The organism is Frischella japonica (genome assembly GCF_014489845.1).
Classification (GTDB): domain Bacteria; phylum Pseudomonadota; class Gammaproteobacteria; order Enterobacterales; family Orbaceae; genus Frischella; species Frischella japonica.
This window is the reverse complement of the sequence record NZ_JABURY010000006.1, coordinates 200,370-217,948: the sequence shown is the minus strand read 5'-3', so window position 1 is coordinate 217,948 and position 17,579 is coordinate 200,370. Positions and strand designations below refer to the sequence as shown.

Below are 17,579 nucleotides of genomic sequence, written 5' to 3'. Positions count from 1 at the left end.
AAAGAAATAAAAACCGCCTACACGGCGGTAAACTATCTTACTTCTAATAAATTTGAACAAACAATCATATTTCTAAGCTACCTGTTCGGCAGTCAATGCAAGTATAGTTTAATTATCTATTTATATCTAGCTATAACCAGTTTGTTTAGATATTTTGCGTACAACACTTATTTTTTGGATATAAATTTTACTAACCACTATTTTTAATCTGATAAAACCCAAAATATGGGTGGAAATACCAGCGATGTTGACTGTTTAAGGTAACGCTACAAAATTCATTAGCTAATCGATATTGATTTTTATTGGGAAAATGGTCTGCCAATTTTTCTAGCGCTTGTTGCACCGTATTAGTTAACCAAGGTTGAATATACGGATGATCGAATATCCAACTGTCATCATATGAAATTAGATTGTTTTGCGTATCTAGGCAAAGTTCATTGGGTGTTTGCCAAGCAATCTCTGCATAGCTAAACGAATAATCACCCTCTTCATCAAGCTGGCAAATAAATTCATCTTCTTGATGATTTTGCATTCTAAAAGGTGAAATTAATTGTAAATGCGAACAATGATGATGCGCTAAATCGGGTTGCCAATAACTCGTAACATAATTACTATTTCGTGCATTAAGCGCAAATAGATGTGCCATCACTTTATGCTCCAATTCGGCAAGGGTAAACTCATCTTGTGTTGAATTAGTTATGCGTGGTGTAGCATCAATATTTGCTAATTGTTGTTGCGGTATTAATTTATTGGTTTGATGTGTCGTAAGTAAAAAAGGTTTTTGTTCAAAACCAGGCTTACAAAAACACGCTGAACCGACACCATAGTTCACACCCTGCTTAATTGATTCAATATTACTGCCTAAAATAGCAACATTAGGGCTTTTAGCAACTTTATTGGGGCGATGGCGCCATACTCGACCAACTAACTGTATAATTGAACGCATTGATGACGGTTCAATAATGGCCCAATCGTAATCATGGTCTCGCCCGACTTCGGTTACTGGCGTACCTATCACAATAAAAATATGATTTTTTTGCTCACTATCTTTGATCGCATCAATAATTTCTGGTTGCTTAAAAATTGCTTTTGGATCAGTACGATTTAAAATTCTATCTAACTTTTGCTCTAATTGGTTACGCAATAATAATAACTGTCTAGCATGATAATCGACAATATGAAATACTGTATTTTTAGGAATTTTAGTTTGCTGATAAATCTGTTTAGTTAAGGCAATTAAATCTTCAGTATGAGCAAAGCGTATTAAACCTATACTAATTTTTTTCTGGAAATTTATATTTGTCTGATGAAAATTTTTATGAAATTGATAAGCTTGTTTCAATAATTGACTAGCTAGTAAGTCATAATTTAATTTTTCATTTTCTGGTTTCTTATACTGGTAATCCAATAATTCTAAAATATGTCCTTGACGACGCACTTCGCCCTTAGCAAGTTCATTAATGCGCTCAGTAACAAATAGCTGATGTTGTTGGCTAAATGCCGCATTATCTGAAATTTGCGTAATTGATTGCTGATACTCATCAAACCAACCACAGACGATCGAATCATTATTACGTTGATGGTTTTGATTCCATATTTTTCGTCCCGCTTGATAAGCCGCAAATAAACCCGCAATTAAATCAGGCGTTAAAGTTGCCGATGACAATAACACTTTACTCCCATAAAGTCCGGCTAAATGAACGAGCCGCGCCAAAGCTGGCAAGTCATTTTGGTCAAAATCATCAGGCTCATCTAAAATCAAATCTGAGGTAAGTAACCTTAAGGTCGGCGCAATATATTTGCCACCTCGTATGCATTCGCTGGCTTGAATAATATGATCAATAGTACATGTAACAATCGGCGCATAAATTAGTTGACGAGCTTTGCTATTTTCAACAATTGTGCCTAATTCACTATCCGCAATACCACTTTCTGCCACATCAACATAGTCATCGACCAATGATTCTATCGATTCGCTACCCTCTTGCTCTAAATTATCTTTTGAGATACTCTGCTGTTCTAAATTTGATTTTTGTAACTTTTCTTCATTCTCTAACTCAAATAACGTTTGCGTTGCTCGCCCGCCAACTAAGATCGCTAAATGTTCATCGCCAAGCTGTAGTTTTTCTCGCAGCGCTTTACCAGTTTGCAAGGTTAAAACACGTAAACCTAAGGCAATGGTAAATCTAACGCCACGTTTAGGATTCGCCAGTGCATACATAATTCGACCATTGGCAAGCGTTTTACCGCAACCAGTGGATGCCATATTTACACCAAAAAAGCCTTGTTCATCGCTTAATGATTGATAATGCTTAGCGATATCATAAGCATGATTTTGCCATTGAAATCGATCGATAGTCGTCCGTTTGGTAAAAGGTTTATGTTGATTAATGGCTGGCAATTCATCAACCATTTTCGGTAGTAAACGCGCAAAACGCGCAGAAAGATTGGCAACACCAATAAGGTGATCATCTAAACACTGTTTCGCCTTTTTAAGATAATTAGTGTTAGCAATCAGAATTTCATGATTTTCATCTGCTTCTTCATTCGATAAAGATAAACTTGAATAATTGTGATCTGCCACCATTAGGCTTAAACGCGACATATGCAATAAAAAGGCATCAATATTCGTTAATTGCATTAAAGGTGGATGAGTTAGCGCCTTATTAGCATAACGGCTGAGTTTTTTTAACCATGCTTGACTTAACGTTATATCGCTTTTAAGTTGCCAAAACTGATTAGGCGAAGGATGTTGGCTAAAACTATTTTTTACCCATTTTTCAACAGCGGTAAGGGTTTTATAAAAACTGGTTGTTTTTAAACCTGAAATATATAAATCTCTGGTTTGTTTCTTATTTTTATCACCATTTAATGAATCAATTAAAAATGGCATTCGGTGATGCGATACAATCAACCAAGCTATCCACTGTGTTAATAAAGGCCACTGCATCAGATCGGTTTTTTCAGTTTTGTTAAGTTTTTGATACCAATTGGGGTATTGCTGCTGATATTGAGAAAAATTTGCCAAACGTTCAAAAACAGCTTGATCTGTTGAGCAGTCTTGAATCATTAATAAAAATAATTGTAACGAAATCCATTCATGACGGTATGGATCGCCAGCCACTTTCTCTGTTGCGCGTAATTTAGATTGAAAACCAATAGTCGCTTTACCAAGATCATGTAATAAACCGGCAATCGTTGTGATTAATTGAATCGTTGTTGCATAATGCCAACTACTTTCATTACCACTTTGTAATATATTGCGTTTAGTACGATTAGTCGGTACTCGACCTTGCTGATTAAATTGACTACGATCGCCAACAATCCATAGAAGATCGGTCAAATTTTTACCATGAGTCCAATAACAAGCAACGGCTGTATTTTTGCGAGCCGTTTTGCGCAACAATTTATATAAGGTTTGTAATCCATCTTCGGTCATTGCTGTTTGCCATGTCCGTTCACCACAACGCTCAGCAAACTGATCAATAATTCGTCTGGTTTCGGTTAATGCCCGTTTTTTACATTGGCTTACTAATAAAATATTCATGCTTTTTCTGCTATCTGTTTTAATGTATCAATTATTCGATCTAACGCGCCTAGCTGAGCAAATTGTGAAATGCATGCTTGCCGAAACGCTTTTTCACTGTCGCCTTGCTTTGCAGACAAAAAAGCTTGCGGTAAGACTATGCCATCTTTAATAATATCAGCGGCATCAAACACCAAGCCACCACGCCGAGTTTTACCATGCAAAATCGCCAATCCATGCGGTAATCCTAACACCCAACAAGCGGTTGCGCCAAGCCCATAAGCTAAGTAGTTGCCATGATCTAAAAATTGGTTAGCCGGATCATAGCTTTTACCACGGGTACCTTGTTCACGTTTAAATTTATTATCGCTTAACGTTAATTGATTCGCCATACCATACAATGTTTTACTTAAACGCCCTTCTGCTGCGAGCAATGCTTGACTGTTATTTATATTATCAAATTGCGTTATTGCATCATTTATAATACTGTCTAATTGACTTTGATCAATCGCCCAATCAAACTTTGACCAACACTCGCGAATGATTTCAAGGCGACTTTGTTGCAACATTTTAGCCGCTTGCAATCTACGTTCATCGTCAAACCAAAATTGACACCAACGTTGTAGGTATTCCGTTGCACGATATTCACTTTGAGGAGAGAAAAACTGACACGCAAACTCAACTTCGGTAGAGGAAAAAAGTGGCGTTCCACCACCACCACAAAACCCAATCATCACGCCAGCGCGGGAAAGCTCTCTTACTGCCGCTTGCGTCAAAGAGGTACCGGTTCCTAACAAAATACAAGTAGTATTAGCAATGGGAATATTCCAATAAAGCGATTGTTGCCCCTGATCGGTAACATACTCAACGCGCCCACCATTAACCAATACACGGCAATGCTCTAGGTAATAAATGTTGGCACGTTTTGAATGAAAGATGGTTTTGAGATCGGTAGCATGGATCATTTCCATAAAAATAACTCATAATCCTTATTCTAATTCTGATAACAAATTAACATTGTTGTGGGTAAAAGACGAGTGTTTTTTAGCGTTGATAATCGGAGATTGCACTTTAAAAAAATTGCTTGGTGCTGTATTTGTTATGTTTGTTTAGCATGAAAATTGGCTATTCTCTGTCAAATCAAACTATATGATCAGGATGATGGTAGTAACCTCTATTTCTAAGATCATTCAATAGAAAAGGTGATTCACTAGCAATGATATTTATCAAATACAAGCTAATAAGGGTATGTTAATGATAAAATTTGATTTAGCTTCAATTTATACCAAATATAATTATAAACCTTAATTTTTATCTGTTATGATAGCTGAAAGATGAATTTTATAGGAAACTGATGTGCTGCGTTTTTATAGTTATTTATCATTGTTTTTATTCATCAATTTGGTTAATGCTCAGGCAAATCAAGTTAACTTTTTTGAACATAAAGATTGGCATATTGTGTGCGATAACACATTGACTTGTCGTGCTGTTGGCTTTGGTTATCAAGACCCAGCCAGTGGAGATAATTCAAGTATTTCAATCTTATTAGTACGTAAAGCGGGTGCTAATCAATCAATGAGTGGCTACGTCAGAACAAATGATGACGAAATCGAGCAGCTAAGTGATACCCCTATAACTGTTGCAGTCAATAATCAAGCAATAGGTACCGTAAAAATGGATGACGACCCCTATGAATTACGACCAAAGCAAATTTCATCAATTATTTCAGCCTTAAAAAGCAATGATAAAACGGTAAGTTTTCAGCAAAATAATAAAACATGGCGATTATCGAATGCGGGATTTAACGCCGTTATGTTAAAGATGGATGAAGTGCAAGGTCGCATTGGTACGATAGGTGCAATTATAAAAACGGGCAATAGAGACGAGTCCCAAGTTTATCCATCTATTCCTGCCCCTATAATTAAAAGAGCTGCGGTGATCAGCCCTGAACAAAGTCAAAAACTGACGCTCGATGAAGTGATAAGGCGTTTCCCCGATTTTGAAACACATTATAAAAATGAAGCGGATTGTGATTTTGATTTATCCAAATCTGCTGAAGATAGCGACATACCTTCATTCCAGCTATTTGCATTAAACAAAGATAATGATTTACTTGCTGCCTCTTGTTGGTTTGGAGCTTACAATTCTGGTGGAGTGTATTGGGTTATCCCAAAAGGTACGCCCGCCAATAAGAATGAGATTAAATTTGTTACGCGGAATGGTACCGACTATAGTAATGGTGAAATCTCAGAAATACATAAATCACGAGGAGTCGGGGATTGCTGGAGTCGCACAGATTGGACATGGAATGGACAGCAATTTTTGCTTTCATCAGATCTTACTACTGGATCTTGTCGTGGTTTTGCCGGTGGTACATGGGATCTACCTTATTTCGTTAGCGAAATAGAATGATCACCACTTAGCGATAGTCAAACCAAGTCGTGTGATTCGAATGCGAATCCTAACATTTATGGCTCTTCATGTTCATGATTAAAATTGATTTATAATTATATTCAAGTAAAAGTTATTAAGAAATTATGGAAATTTTCTATTTTATAACGATGATATTAACTTTTACATTAGGTAAAAATCTAATTTAGTTAAGTGACCTTCAATATCTTTAAAACAAATTTTTATTAGCATCGGTTATCACATTACTGAATAACTTATAGAAATTGAACAAGATTTTTTTGTTACAGTAAACATTCAATTCAATTTATGATGTTAGTTGAAACTATTAACTTGTTTATTAACAGCAAATATGCGCTAAGCAAATTGTTGTTTTTTTAAATAACAACCTAAAAATACCAATAAATGAAATATAAAAATTATTTGGATTTGCTATAAAAATATCATTACGAAAATGCATATAATACTAACCAACCATAATAAAAACCGCTATTGCCAGAAATAACATAATCTCAAAATTAATATTATTCATGATAATTATTTTTATCGATACCCAAGATGGCGAACGCTATAGCTAGTCTTTTTTCTTTTATATAAAAAATATTAATATTTTATTTGATAAGTAAAAATCATTATTGAATAATTTGCATAAAACATATAATACATTATGTGGAGATTTCTGATTTCATCGTGTTAATCAGAGAACAATATAAAGGATTTAGAATGAAATCGTTGATGATGATTCAGCTAATTAAAATCATTTGTCATAGTAACAACATAGTGGAAATTTCTTCAGATATTAGTATTATCATAAATGTTAAGGAAAAATAAATGGTTGACTTTAATGCCTTTCCGGAACAACGACAAGCATACATTCAGCAGTTATTAGCTGAAAAAGGCCGGGTGGTGAGTGCTGATTTAATTACGCAACTTGGTGTGTCAGAGCACACTATCCGGCGAGATTTGCAAAAACTTGCTCGCAACGGAATCTGTAAGCGTGTGTATGGTGGTGCGGTCAGTCAGTTAAAACAGTCAGCAAGCTTCGAAACCAGAATGACACAAAGTGTCGATGAAAAGTCCAAAGTCGCAAAACGATGCGCTATGTTGATTAAAAACCATTCCTGTATTTTTATCGATGCCGGCTCGACTTATCTTGCTATGGCAAGTTACATTCCTCAAGATATGGATTTAACCATTATCACCAATTCCCCGCAAATTGCCACCGTGTTAAGTAGCCGTAACAAAGGTGAACTGATTTTAGTCGGTGGCAAAGTTAATCCACAAACCGGCAGCACCATGGGTGCCGATACCGTCAATCAAATTCGTAATATGATTTTTGATCAAACTTTTATTGGCGTTTGTGGACTCGATCCGCAAGCTGGGCTAAGTGCGGTTTATTATGAAGATGCTTGCTTTAAAAAAGAGCTGATTGCGCAAAGTAACGAGGTAATCGCTGCGGTAATTGCCGATAAAATGTTGCAAGTTGCACGCTATAAAGTGGCAACTTGTGAAGATATTGATATTGTTATTGCCAGCCGTGAATCAAAAATTGACGGCTTTGAACAAGTCAATTTACAAATTGAGCTGGTTTAAGTTCTTGCGTTTTTAGCTTAAGATTCTGCTTTTGGCTGAGCCTGCAAATCCAACATAAGTTGAATGGTTTTTAATACTGCACTTTCATCATTATAACCGGTAATAAATCTAGCAACCGCTTTGGTTTCATCAAAAGCATTACGCATAGCGAAGCTGTATTGAGCCTGCTGGAGCAATTCAATATCGTTATAACCGTCACCAAATGCCATGGTTTGTCCATAATCAACATTTAATAGTTGTTGTAATTTTTTAATGGTATTACCTTTATGCACGTTATGTTCTGTAATATCAATCCATGCTGCTTCAGATACCACAATGTAGGCTTGGTTATCATAAGGGGTTAAATGGGTGCGAGTTTGCAGGCATTGTTGGTTTTCATCGTAAACGGTAATTTTAATAAAATCATCAGTAATAGTTTTAAAATCATCAACTTCAATCATTGCCGCATAAGATTGTCGTACTTTTTGTTTTAACCGCTCCGGCAAATTGGCTTTAATGACCGCACCATTTGCAGTACAGGCAATAATGACATGATTTTTATTAACTTGTTCGAGCGTGGAAATAATTTGTTGGCCTAATTGATTGGCTAAAAATGAGCGGTAGATAAACTCACCATTAAATTTAATTGCCGTCGCACTATCACCAACAATCCAAATTTTATCACGATAATCACCAAACAGCTCTTCTACCCGTTCACACTGCTTACCGGTACAAGCGACAAAATGGACATCCTGTTTTGCTATTTGTTGATACACTTTAGTGAATAGCTGGCGATCATAATCACCTTGATTATTTAAAAAAGTACCATCTAAATCACTGATAATTAACTTAATCATACATTTTTCCTTTCACTTATTTTACGAGATAGATCATTACCGTGATTGATTATGCAATTTTATGCAATATTTTGCAAGATTGATGCTTGATCTATTTTGGTTAATGATTGTAACCTTTATTGACGCAGTAATTTCAACACGCTCTTTAGATTATGGTTTTATCACCTAAAAACTTAGCATTGATTTCGCATTTCAGTTACACGACAAGTTAACAAACTAGCTAAGTTTGACCGCCAACAATAACAAAGCATCAACATCGAGCATGGTGAAACAAATGAAATGCTTAACCATGATTACTAAAATTTATTGTAGAAAAAATTTCATTCATCTAAACTGTATCAGCTTTTGTTTTATAGTTTATGAAACTAAAAAGGAATGTTTATGAATGACGCAACTAAAAAGAAGATATCTTTGACCCAAAAAATAGTTATTGCCGCAGTAGTTTTAGTAGTTTTATTAGCCTTAGCCATTTTTGCCGGTAATAACAGTGAGAGCAAAAAGGAGTCTGAGCCGGAAATTCAATACCCCGCTAATCAAACCGTTTTAATCAATGCATCGTTACTTGCTATTGATAAAGCCAAAAAAGCTGATAATGATATGCAAATAGGTAGTGCATTAAGGGAAAGAAGCAAAACCATTTGTGCCAATATGGGACCATTAGCGGTCGAAGATTGGATTGGAAAGGTAAGCGAAATTGGTTCTAGTTCAGACGGTCTGGGCATTTTGAAGATTGAAATAGCTAAAAATGTTTATCTAAAAACCTGGAATAATTGGCTTTCGGATAGTGACCATAAAACATTAATTCAACCCGCTACACCACTGTTTGATGCTGTTGCCAACTTAAAGAAAGGTCAAAAAGTTAAATTTTCCGGTAATTTCTTTAAAGATAGAAATATCTGTATTTATGAATCAAGTTTAACTTTAGACAGTAAAGTCAAAGAGCCTGAATTTATCTTTAAATTTACTAAAGTCAGTCCTCTATAAGTTGGCTGGTTAAGATTTTTTGTCGGGTAATCATTACCAATAAAAAAACCGGAAAACATGATGTTTTCCGGTTTTTATTTTCATTATTCAACACACAAATTACTGCTTAGCTTCAATGTTATCACCGACTAAATCCAGATGAATAGTTTTACCCGGTACTAATTTCCCGGCTAAAATTTGTTGAGCTAACGGATTTTCAATCTCTTGTTGAATTGCACGTTTTAACGGTCTTGCACCATAAATTGGATCAAAGCCAACTTTAGCAAGCTGTTCTAATGCAGCATCAGAGATTTCCAATTGATAGCCTCGTTCCTCTAAGCGTTTTTCAACATGTGCCAATTGAATTTTAGCAATCGCTTTAATGTTTTCTTGACCAAGTGGGTGGAAGACCACAGTTTCGTCAATACGATTGATAAATTCCGGTCTAAAGTGTTTAGTGACAACGGTCATAACTAACGCTTTCATTTCATCATAGCTTAATTCAACCTGACCTTGAATTAAATCAGAACCTAAGTTAGAGGTCATGATAATAACGGTATTACGAAAATCAACCGTGCGACCCTGCCCATCGGTTAAGCGACCGTCATCTAATACTTGTAATAAAATATTAAAGACATCCGGATGCGCTTTTTCCACTTCATCAAGTAAAATGACGGAATAAGGTCGGCGTCTTACCGCTTCGGTTAAATAGCCACCCTCTTCATAACCAACATAGCCCGGAGGCGCACCAATTAATCGAGCGACTGAATGTTTTTCCATAAACTCAGACATATCAATTCGCACCATGGCATCTTCACTATCAAACATAAAGTTTGCCAGTGCTTTACAAAGCTCAGTTTTACCAACACCTGTTGGACCTAAGAATAAGAAAGATCCTATTGGTTTGTTCGGATCAGAAAGTCCGGCACGACTACGACGAATCGCATTAGCTACTGCTACTACTGCTTCTTCTTGACCAATCACACGTTTATGTAACGCATCTTCCATGTGCAGCAATTTATCTTTTTCGCTTTCCAACATTCTGGAAACCGGAATACCGGTTGCTTTAGATAACACTTCGGCAATTTCGTTATCGGTCACTTTGTTACGCAATAACTTCATAGTTTTACCTTCGAGCTGTGTTGCCGAAGCTAATTTTTTCTCAAGTTCTGGAATTTTGCCATATTGTAATTCGGACATTTTGTTCAAATCACCAGCTCGGCGTGCCTGTTCTATTTCAGTACGAGCTTTTTCCAATTCGGCTTTAATAGTCTGAGTGCCCGAAACTGCAGCCTTCTCTGACTTCCACTCTTCCTCAAGCGACGCATACTCTTTTTCTTTCTCAGCAAGTTCATCATTTAGCATCTCAAGTCGTTTTTTACTAGCATCATCAGACTCTTTCTTAAGCGCTTGTTGCTCAAGTTTAAGCTGAATAATACGTCGTTCAAGTCGATCTAACGACTCCGGTTTCGAATCCATTTGCATACGGATACTTGAAGCCGCTTCATCGATTAAATCGATTGCTTTATCCGGTAACATACGATCCGAAATATAACGATGCGATAATGTTGCCGCTGCGACAATTGCCGGATCGGTGATCTGCACATGATGATGCAGCTCATAACGTTCTTTTAAACCACGCAAAATCGCAATAGTATCTTCAACGGTAGGCTCCGCTACATACACTTTTTGAAAACGACGTTCTAATGCTGGATCTTTTTCAATATATTGACGATATTCATCTAAGGTAGTCGCACCAACACAATGTAATTCACCACGGGCTAAAGCAGGTTTTAACATGTTGCCAGCATCCATGGCACCATCACTTTTACCGGCACCGACCATGGTGTGGATTTCGTCAATAAATAGTATGATTCGTCCTTCTTCTTTGGCTAAATCTTTTAAAACCGCTTTTAAGCGTTCTTCAAATTCACCTCGGTATTTTGCCCCGGCAATTAAAGCGCCCATATCTAAAGATAAAACACGTTTATTACGTAATCCTTCTGGCACTTCGCGATTAACAATTCGTTGCGCCAGTCCTTCAACAATCGCTGTTTTACCAACACCAGGTTCACCAATTAACACTGGGTTATTTTTGGTACGACGTTGTAATACTTGAATAGTACGGCGAATCTCTTCATCCCGACCAATAACCGGATCGAGTTTGCCTTGTTCGGCACGTTCGGTTAAATCGATAGTGTATTTTTTCAATGCGCCTCGTTGTTCTTCCGCATTTGGATCATTCACGTTATCACTTCCTCTCACTTGGCTTACTGCCTGATTAAATCTTTCTTTAGTGACACCTGATTTTTTAAGAATATCACCAAGACTCCCCTTGTCTTCCAAAACTGCCAGGATAAAGAGTTCTGACGAGATATAACTATCACCACTTTTTTGCGCTAATTTGTCACAAAGATTTAACACGCGCACAAAATCTTGTGATGGTATGATTTCACCACCTACCCCTTGAACTTGTGGTAATCGGTCTATCGCTTGAGCTAACTCTTGTTGTAAAGATGTAACATTAGCACCTGCCGCCGCTAATAAAGGCTTTACACTGCTACCATCTTGATTAAGCATCGCCGAAAGGACATGAATAGGTTCTATATATTGATTGTCTTTACCTAATGCTAATGATTGTGCATCAGCTAAAGCTTGTTGAAACTTGTTAGTAAGTTTATCTAACCTCATATTATTTATCTCCCTTGCAATATTTTGGTTTAAATATAGTGAATAATATTTAAACCCTTGCTTGATGTTAAAATATGTGCTGTTAAATTATTTTCAAGTATTGTTCAACAAATTATTATTTTTAACATTATATTTAGATTATTCAATAAGTTATTATCAAACAATAAAAATACCACCATTTAACTGGCTAAATGTTAAATATTAAAATGAAATACAGAGAATATTGCACTTTGTCATAGATTAAACCATAAAGTAGCAACAATAATCTTATGAGATTATTCTGTTATATTTGCTTTGCATTATAGTTGTTGATGATTTTTTTCATTTCTTCGAAAATTTCTACAACTGAGTGGCGTCTACCTCGTCCACATGCTTTGGCATTATCGCCACAAATTAGACATTTCCTTGGTTTTAGTTCAAAACCAGTGCGCGGAATACTCATTTGGGTGACTGGATCAATAATATCGATATCCCACAAACGACCTAACGGATGATTGTGTTCGATTTCGATACACAATTGTTTTAATTTAGTTGCAATACAAGTGACGGCAATAATGGCCTCAAAACCCGTAATGGCTTCTTCATGTTGCTCATAAACTATCGGTAAATCATTAGCTAATAATGTTTGATGAATGGCATTTAATGCTTGATCAAAAAGAAATTTGGCCGCTGGACTTTTTTTGACAGGTCCGGGAATGACTAATGTTAATGAAATGATTGGCGCTTGGTATTGCGCGATAACTGTTTGCTGATTTTGAACACGTTGTTCTTTGGCTAGCAAAACCTGCTCTAAACTAACAGGTAATCCATCATGAAAATTAATCAACATATTTTTTTTCTCAAATAAAAAATAACACCGAATATATACTATACCACATATAAAAATTCGATGTTATCCTGTTGAAAAAATTAATCTTTAACTTGACGAACTACATCAATAACCGATCCATCTCGGAAGTGGACAACCCCAACGATTTTATCTTCAAATTCGATTGGTTTAGGCTCACCAGTTAAAGAAACTGCGCGTTGATAAAGCTCTTCAATGGTCATAATTGGTAAATTTGCTGCTTTTAAACGTTCAGCAATTTCTGGACGGTTAGGGTTAACAGCAATACCATGATCGGTAACCAGCACATCAACGCTTTCACCTGGTGTGACAAGTGTCGTTACTTTCTTAATCACAGTTGGTATACGGCTACGAATCAATGGAGCAACAATAATGGTTAAGTTTGCGCCAGCTGCAGTATCACAGTGACCACCAGATGCACCGCGCATAACACCGTCAGAACCTGTTAATACGTTAACATTGTAATCAAGATCGATTTCTAATGCACTAAGGATAACAATATCCAACTCATCCACACTCGCCCCTTTCGATGCAGGATTTGCATAGACATTGGTTGAGACTTCGATATGATCTCGGTTTTTACCTAAAGATTGTCCTGCTGTGCCGTCAAAGCTTTGCGTATCTAATAAACGTTTAACTAACCCTTTTTCATGTAAATCCACAATACTTGCTGTAATACCGCCTAATGCAAATGATGCAGTGATATTTTTAGCTCGCATACGATTTTCTAAGAATCGGGTTGCCGCTGTTGAAGACGCACCGGAACCGGTCTGAATTGAAAAACCATCTTTGAAATAACCAGAATATTCGATAACATCGGCAGCATAACGTGCGATCATCAATTCGCGCGGATTACTCGTGATACGTGCTGCACCAACACTGATTTTAGTTGGGTCTCCAACTTCATCCACTTTGACAATATAATCGACTTGATCTTGGCGAATACTTGCTGGATGATTTGGATAACCAACGATATCTTCAGTCAACAAGACTACTTTTTTCGCAAACTGCGCATCAACCATAGCATAACCCAAAGCACCACATTGTGATTTACCCGATACACCATTTGCATTACCTTGTTCATCGGCAGTTGAAACAGCTAAAAATGCGATATCAATATTAATTTCCCCACTTTGAATAAGTTTTACTCGTCCACCATGAGAATGGATATGTACTGGATTTTCCATTAAACCGTGAGAAATCGCATCAGCTAATTTGCCTCGTAAACCAGACGTATAAATTTTTGTGATAACCCCTGCTTCAATATGAGGAATCAAGGCAGAGTTACAACTTAATAATGAACTAGATGCTAAGGTTAAATTTTTAATACCTAAGTTGCTGATAGTTTCCACAACTTTATTAATAACCTTATCCCCTTCACGGAATGCGTGATGGAAAGAGATCGTCATACCATCGCGTAATTCACATTTTTTTATAGCTTGCTCAATAGAATCACATAATTTACGAGTATATTTAGATTCATCTTTTAAATAAGGTGTTGTTGCATTAGCGTCAACAAATGGCGTAATATTTTTGAGATCTGGATGCTGTCTTAGCAAATCATCAATTTTTTTGTTTAGAGAAGTCGTCATTTTTCAATCCTATCAAAATTCTTTACGTACACCAGAATATTTAGCTAATTCAATAACCTTTCTGGCACGAGCAATAATCGGCGCATCAATCATTTTGCCATTTAGAGAAATAACGCCTAGGCCTTTTCTCTCTCCTTCTTCTGCTGCTTCAACCACTTTTTGTGCATTTTCAACTTCTGCCGCTGTTGGCGCATAAGCATTATGTAGTAACTCAATTTGTCTTGGATTAATCAGTGATTTACCGTTATAACCTAATTTTTTGATTAAGCTAACTTCTTTTAAGAAGCCTTCATCATCATTAACATTTGAGTAAACGACGTCAAATGCATCAATACCCGCCACTCGCGCTGCATGTAAAACAGCACAGCGTGCATAAAATAATTCCGTGCCGTCCCCACGCTCAGTTTGCATATCAACTAAATAGTCGAACGCCGCTAACGCTATACCAATTAAACGTGGTGAAGCTTTAGCAATGGAAACAGCATTGACCACACCTAGAGCTGATTCGATAGCCGCCATTAATTTAGTACTACCTACTTCACGACCACACTCTTTTTCAATTCGTTCAACATGTGCTTCTAACTCATGGATATCTTCTGCGCTATTTGTCATTGGTAAACGAACTACATCTACACCAGCTCTAACTACAGCTTCAAGGTCTTTTAAACCAAATGGCGTGTTAAGGGCATTGATACGAACGACTGTTTCTATACCATGTTCTCGATAAACCGGTAATAGTAGTGTTTGAGCAACTAACAAGCGAGCAGAATCTTTTTCTTTGATTGAAACGGCATCTTCAAGGTCAAACATGATTGAATCAGGTTTGTAAACAAAAGAAGTTGATAACATTGCGGCATTGGCACCCGGCAGAAATAACATACTGCGACGTATTTTTTTCATAGTAACTTACTCCAATCTAAATTTTCTTCTTCTGCACCACGCAATACGGCACACTGAACTCTTGCTTTAATAGCGCAATCAAGTGCTCCTTTATCATCAATAATAATTAAACCATCAGTGACGTTGAGATCATTTAAAGTTTGATCAACTACAGTACGTATTTGATCGCCGAATTGTTTATTAACATCGCTATTAATAACAATTTCGATTCCTGTATTAGGACTAACTTTCACTAACAAATCACTTGATTCGAGAGTGCCAGCCATCGCATCTTTTTTAATTTTCATTTAGTTACCTTTTGAACGAATTAATTTTTTGACTGAATCTAAATTTGCCTCTAGATAATTCCAAGTTGTATCCGGAACTAATCGCTTAACCTGCTCATATTGCTCAGCGGCGAGCAGTTTTCTAACTAAAGAAGCCGATATAATATCTTCTCCTTCAAGGATGCGCTGAATTTCAATTAATGTAATGACCGGATATGAACTGACGTCTTTATCCTGTAACCAATAGCGCATAGAAGTATTATAAGCATTTGTCACTTGGCTATAGGGTTCGGTACCAACAAAACGGTAGGTGATATTCAGCGCTGGTGCAATATAATTACGGAAAATTAATAAATCGATCCCCATGTAGGCGTAATCAATTTTAATATTATCTTTCAAAAAATAAGTGGGAAATGTCGCTCTTGATATGATATATGAAGAACTTGCATGCACTGTAATATTTTTTAAATGCTTAGCACCTTCTTTTACTAATTGTAGACGTACATCAAACGGAAATAATGACACATTCTCATTAACCACAAAAACATGTAACCAGTCACATTGGCTGGCTGCATATTCTAAAAGATGTTGGTGGCCTTTAGTAAACGGATTAGCATTCATTACCACACTACCAATTTTAGCACCGTTTTGGCGTTGTTCGCTTAGCTGTTTGCAGTACTGCTTAATCCCAACTGGAGTGTTTTCCATTAACACAACCAGATTATTAATTTCAACGATAGGATAAAATCCACATCCTTTAAAAAAGTCAATATTTTCAGGTTTAGTATATAAAAACAGATGAAAATGACCCTGTTCATTGGCATATTTAATCACATGATCTAACAATGTTAGATTAAGTTGATTACCACGATAATTTGGGTCAATTGCAACACATTTAATGATATTATTATCAATACCTGCACAAGCCACCATTTTACCGTCCATGTTAGCGACAATAAAAATGTTAACTTGAGGGTCTAAGTTTAGATCCGATAATGTTAACAATTGTATGATTTGTTCACGCTCAGATAATGATTTAGAGATATCAACAACTGAAAAATCGACTAAACTATACATAATACCACCTACTTTTCTGCTACCACATAATTAGTCAAACGACCAATCCCCGTAATTTCAACTTCAATTTTATCGCCATCTTTCATAAATACAGGTGGGTTACGTTTTTTACCTACACCACCTGGTGACCCAGTAAGAATTACATCGCCCGGTGATAAACGGGTGAAAGTACTGATATATGAAATCAATTCTGGTACGGTATGAACTAAGTTCTTGACTGAATCACGTTGCATTTCTTGACCATTTAAATAGGTCGCTAAGGTTAATACTTTAGGATCAGGAATTTCATCAGTAGTAGTTAAACATGGACCAAATGCACCTGTACTTGGCCAGTTTTTACCAGCAGTAAACCAAGAATACTGCCAATCGCGAATTGAACCATCCATGTAACAACTATAACCCGCTACATATGATAAAGCTTCTTCTGGTTGAATACGAAAAGCGGTTTTACCAATGACAATCGCTAATTCACCTTCGTAATCGAGTTCTTCAGTAATGGCCGGTTTAATAATATCGGTTTTATGACCAGTTTGTGAATCCGGAAAACGAACAAACAACGTTGGAGCCGAACTTGTTTCATTAAATTCAGCACGTTTTTCGGCGTAATTCATACCAACGCATAAAATCTTATTTGGATTTGGAATGACAGGTAAATAAGTAATATCTTGCTCATTGATATCACTCGCTTCATTTATATAGTTTTTAGCAAGCGCTAAACCTTCACTATCACTAATTAATGATTTTAGGTCGACATATTTATCACCGAATCTTTGTTTTAAATCAACAATACCATTATTAGTGAGAAGACCAAAACTTGCTCTCCCTGAGACAAGATAACTAACAAGCTTCATGAAAACTCCTTAAAAGCTATTTATACTA

At 36.4% G+C, this 17,579-nt stretch carries 13 protein-coding genes; 3 read left to right on the top strand and 10 right to left on the bottom strand.

What is annotated here, in order from left to right; all coding sequences use genetic code 11:
* Positions 1 to 190: 190 nt before the first annotated feature.
* On the bottom strand, positions 191 to 3,547 hold the full coding sequence (gene cas3f, locus FcAc13_RS02385) for a type I-F CRISPR-associated helicase Cas3f (RefSeq protein ID WP_187754596.1): 3,357 nt from the start codon (positions 3,545 to 3,547) through the stop codon (positions 191 to 193).
* Positions 3,544 to 4,497 (bottom strand): type I-F CRISPR-associated endonuclease Cas1f, encoded by a 954-nt coding sequence (gene cas1f, locus FcAc13_RS02380; RefSeq protein ID WP_187754595.1) that lies wholly within the window; start codon positions 4,495 to 4,497, stop codon positions 3,544 to 3,546. Before cas1f ends, cas3f begins: the two co-directional genes overlap by 4 nt.
* Positions 4,498 to 4,882: 385 nt before the next feature.
* Between cas1f and FcAc13_RS02375 the strand changes: the two genes are divergently transcribed.
* Both FcAc13_RS02375 and FcAc13_RS02370 read left to right on the top strand, forming a co-directional pair.
* Positions 4,883 to 5,938 carry a DUF1176 domain-containing protein gene (locus FcAc13_RS02375; protein WP_187754594.1) on the top strand — a complete coding sequence of 352 codons (1,056 nt, stop codon included), beginning with the start codon at positions 4,883 to 4,885 and terminating at the stop codon, positions 5,936 to 5,938.
* A gap of 828 nt (positions 5,939 to 6,766) precedes the next feature.
* A complete protein-coding gene (locus FcAc13_RS02370) occupies positions 6,767 to 7,528 on the top strand; it encodes a DeoR/GlpR family DNA-binding transcription regulator (RefSeq protein ID WP_187754593.1) in 762 nt (253 codons plus the stop codon).
* A 17-nt stretch (positions 7,529 to 7,545) separates the two neighbouring features.
* Here the strand turns inward: FcAc13_RS02370 and FcAc13_RS02365 are convergent, their stop codons facing one another.
* Positions 7,546 to 8,364: a Cof-type HAD-IIB family hydrolase gene (locus tag FcAc13_RS02365; protein WP_187754592.1), complete on the bottom strand. Its 819-nt coding sequence runs from the start codon at positions 8,362 to 8,364 to the stop codon at positions 7,546 to 7,548.
* A gap of 381 nt (positions 8,365 to 8,745) precedes the next feature.
* Here FcAc13_RS02365 and FcAc13_RS02360 point away from each other — a divergent pair, with 381 nt between their 5' ends.
* Positions 8,746 to 9,348, top strand: coding sequence for a hypothetical protein (locus FcAc13_RS02360; RefSeq protein ID WP_187754591.1), 603 nt, complete (start codon positions 8,746 to 8,748; stop codon positions 9,346 to 9,348).
* Between the two features lie 99 nt (positions 9,349 to 9,447).
* On the opposite strand, the gene clpB is transcribed toward FcAc13_RS02360, so the two are convergent.
* From clpB to FcAc13_RS02325, 7 genes are all read right to left on the bottom strand, one after another.
* The gene (gene clpB, locus FcAc13_RS02355) at positions 9,448 to 12,018 is read right to left on the bottom strand and encodes an ATP-dependent chaperone ClpB (protein ID WP_187754590.1); all 2,571 of its coding nucleotides are present in this window, start codon (positions 12,016 to 12,018) and stop codon (positions 9,448 to 9,450) included.
* A 283-nt stretch (positions 12,019 to 12,301) separates the two neighbouring features.
* Positions 12,302 to 12,847 carry a citrate lyase holo-[acyl-carrier protein] synthase gene (gene citX / locus FcAc13_RS02350; protein WP_187754589.1) on the bottom strand — a complete coding sequence of 182 codons (546 nt, stop codon included), beginning with the start codon at positions 12,845 to 12,847 and terminating at the stop codon, positions 12,302 to 12,304.
* Between the two features lie 80 nt (positions 12,848 to 12,927).
* Positions 12,928 to 14,457, bottom strand: coding sequence for a citrate lyase subunit alpha (gene citF, locus FcAc13_RS02345; protein ID WP_187754588.1), 1,530 nt, complete (start codon positions 14,455 to 14,457; stop codon positions 12,928 to 12,930).
* A gap of 12 nt (positions 14,458 to 14,469) precedes the next feature.
* Entirely contained in the window at positions 14,470 to 15,357 is an 888-nt protein-coding gene (gene citE / locus FcAc13_RS02340; protein WP_187754587.1) for a citrate (pro-3S)-lyase subunit beta, read from the bottom strand.
* Positions 15,354 to 15,644 carry a citrate lyase acyl carrier protein gene (citD, locus tag FcAc13_RS02335; RefSeq protein WP_187754586.1) on the bottom strand — a complete coding sequence of 97 codons (291 nt, stop codon included), beginning with the start codon at positions 15,642 to 15,644 and terminating at the stop codon, positions 15,354 to 15,356. Before citD ends, citE begins: the two co-directional genes overlap by 4 nt.
* Positions 15,645 to 16,700: a [citrate (pro-3S)-lyase] ligase gene (gene citC, locus FcAc13_RS02330; RefSeq protein ID WP_187754585.1), complete on the bottom strand. Its 1,056-nt coding sequence runs from the start codon at positions 16,698 to 16,700 to the stop codon at positions 15,645 to 15,647. It abuts the gene before it with no gap.
* Between the two features lie 8 nt (positions 16,701 to 16,708).
* Complete coding sequence (locus tag FcAc13_RS02325) at positions 16,709 to 17,551, bottom strand: fumarylacetoacetate hydrolase family protein (protein WP_187754584.1); 843 nt, start codon at positions 17,549 to 17,551, stop codon at positions 16,709 to 16,711.
* Between the last annotated feature and the right edge of the window lie 28 nt (positions 17,552 to 17,579).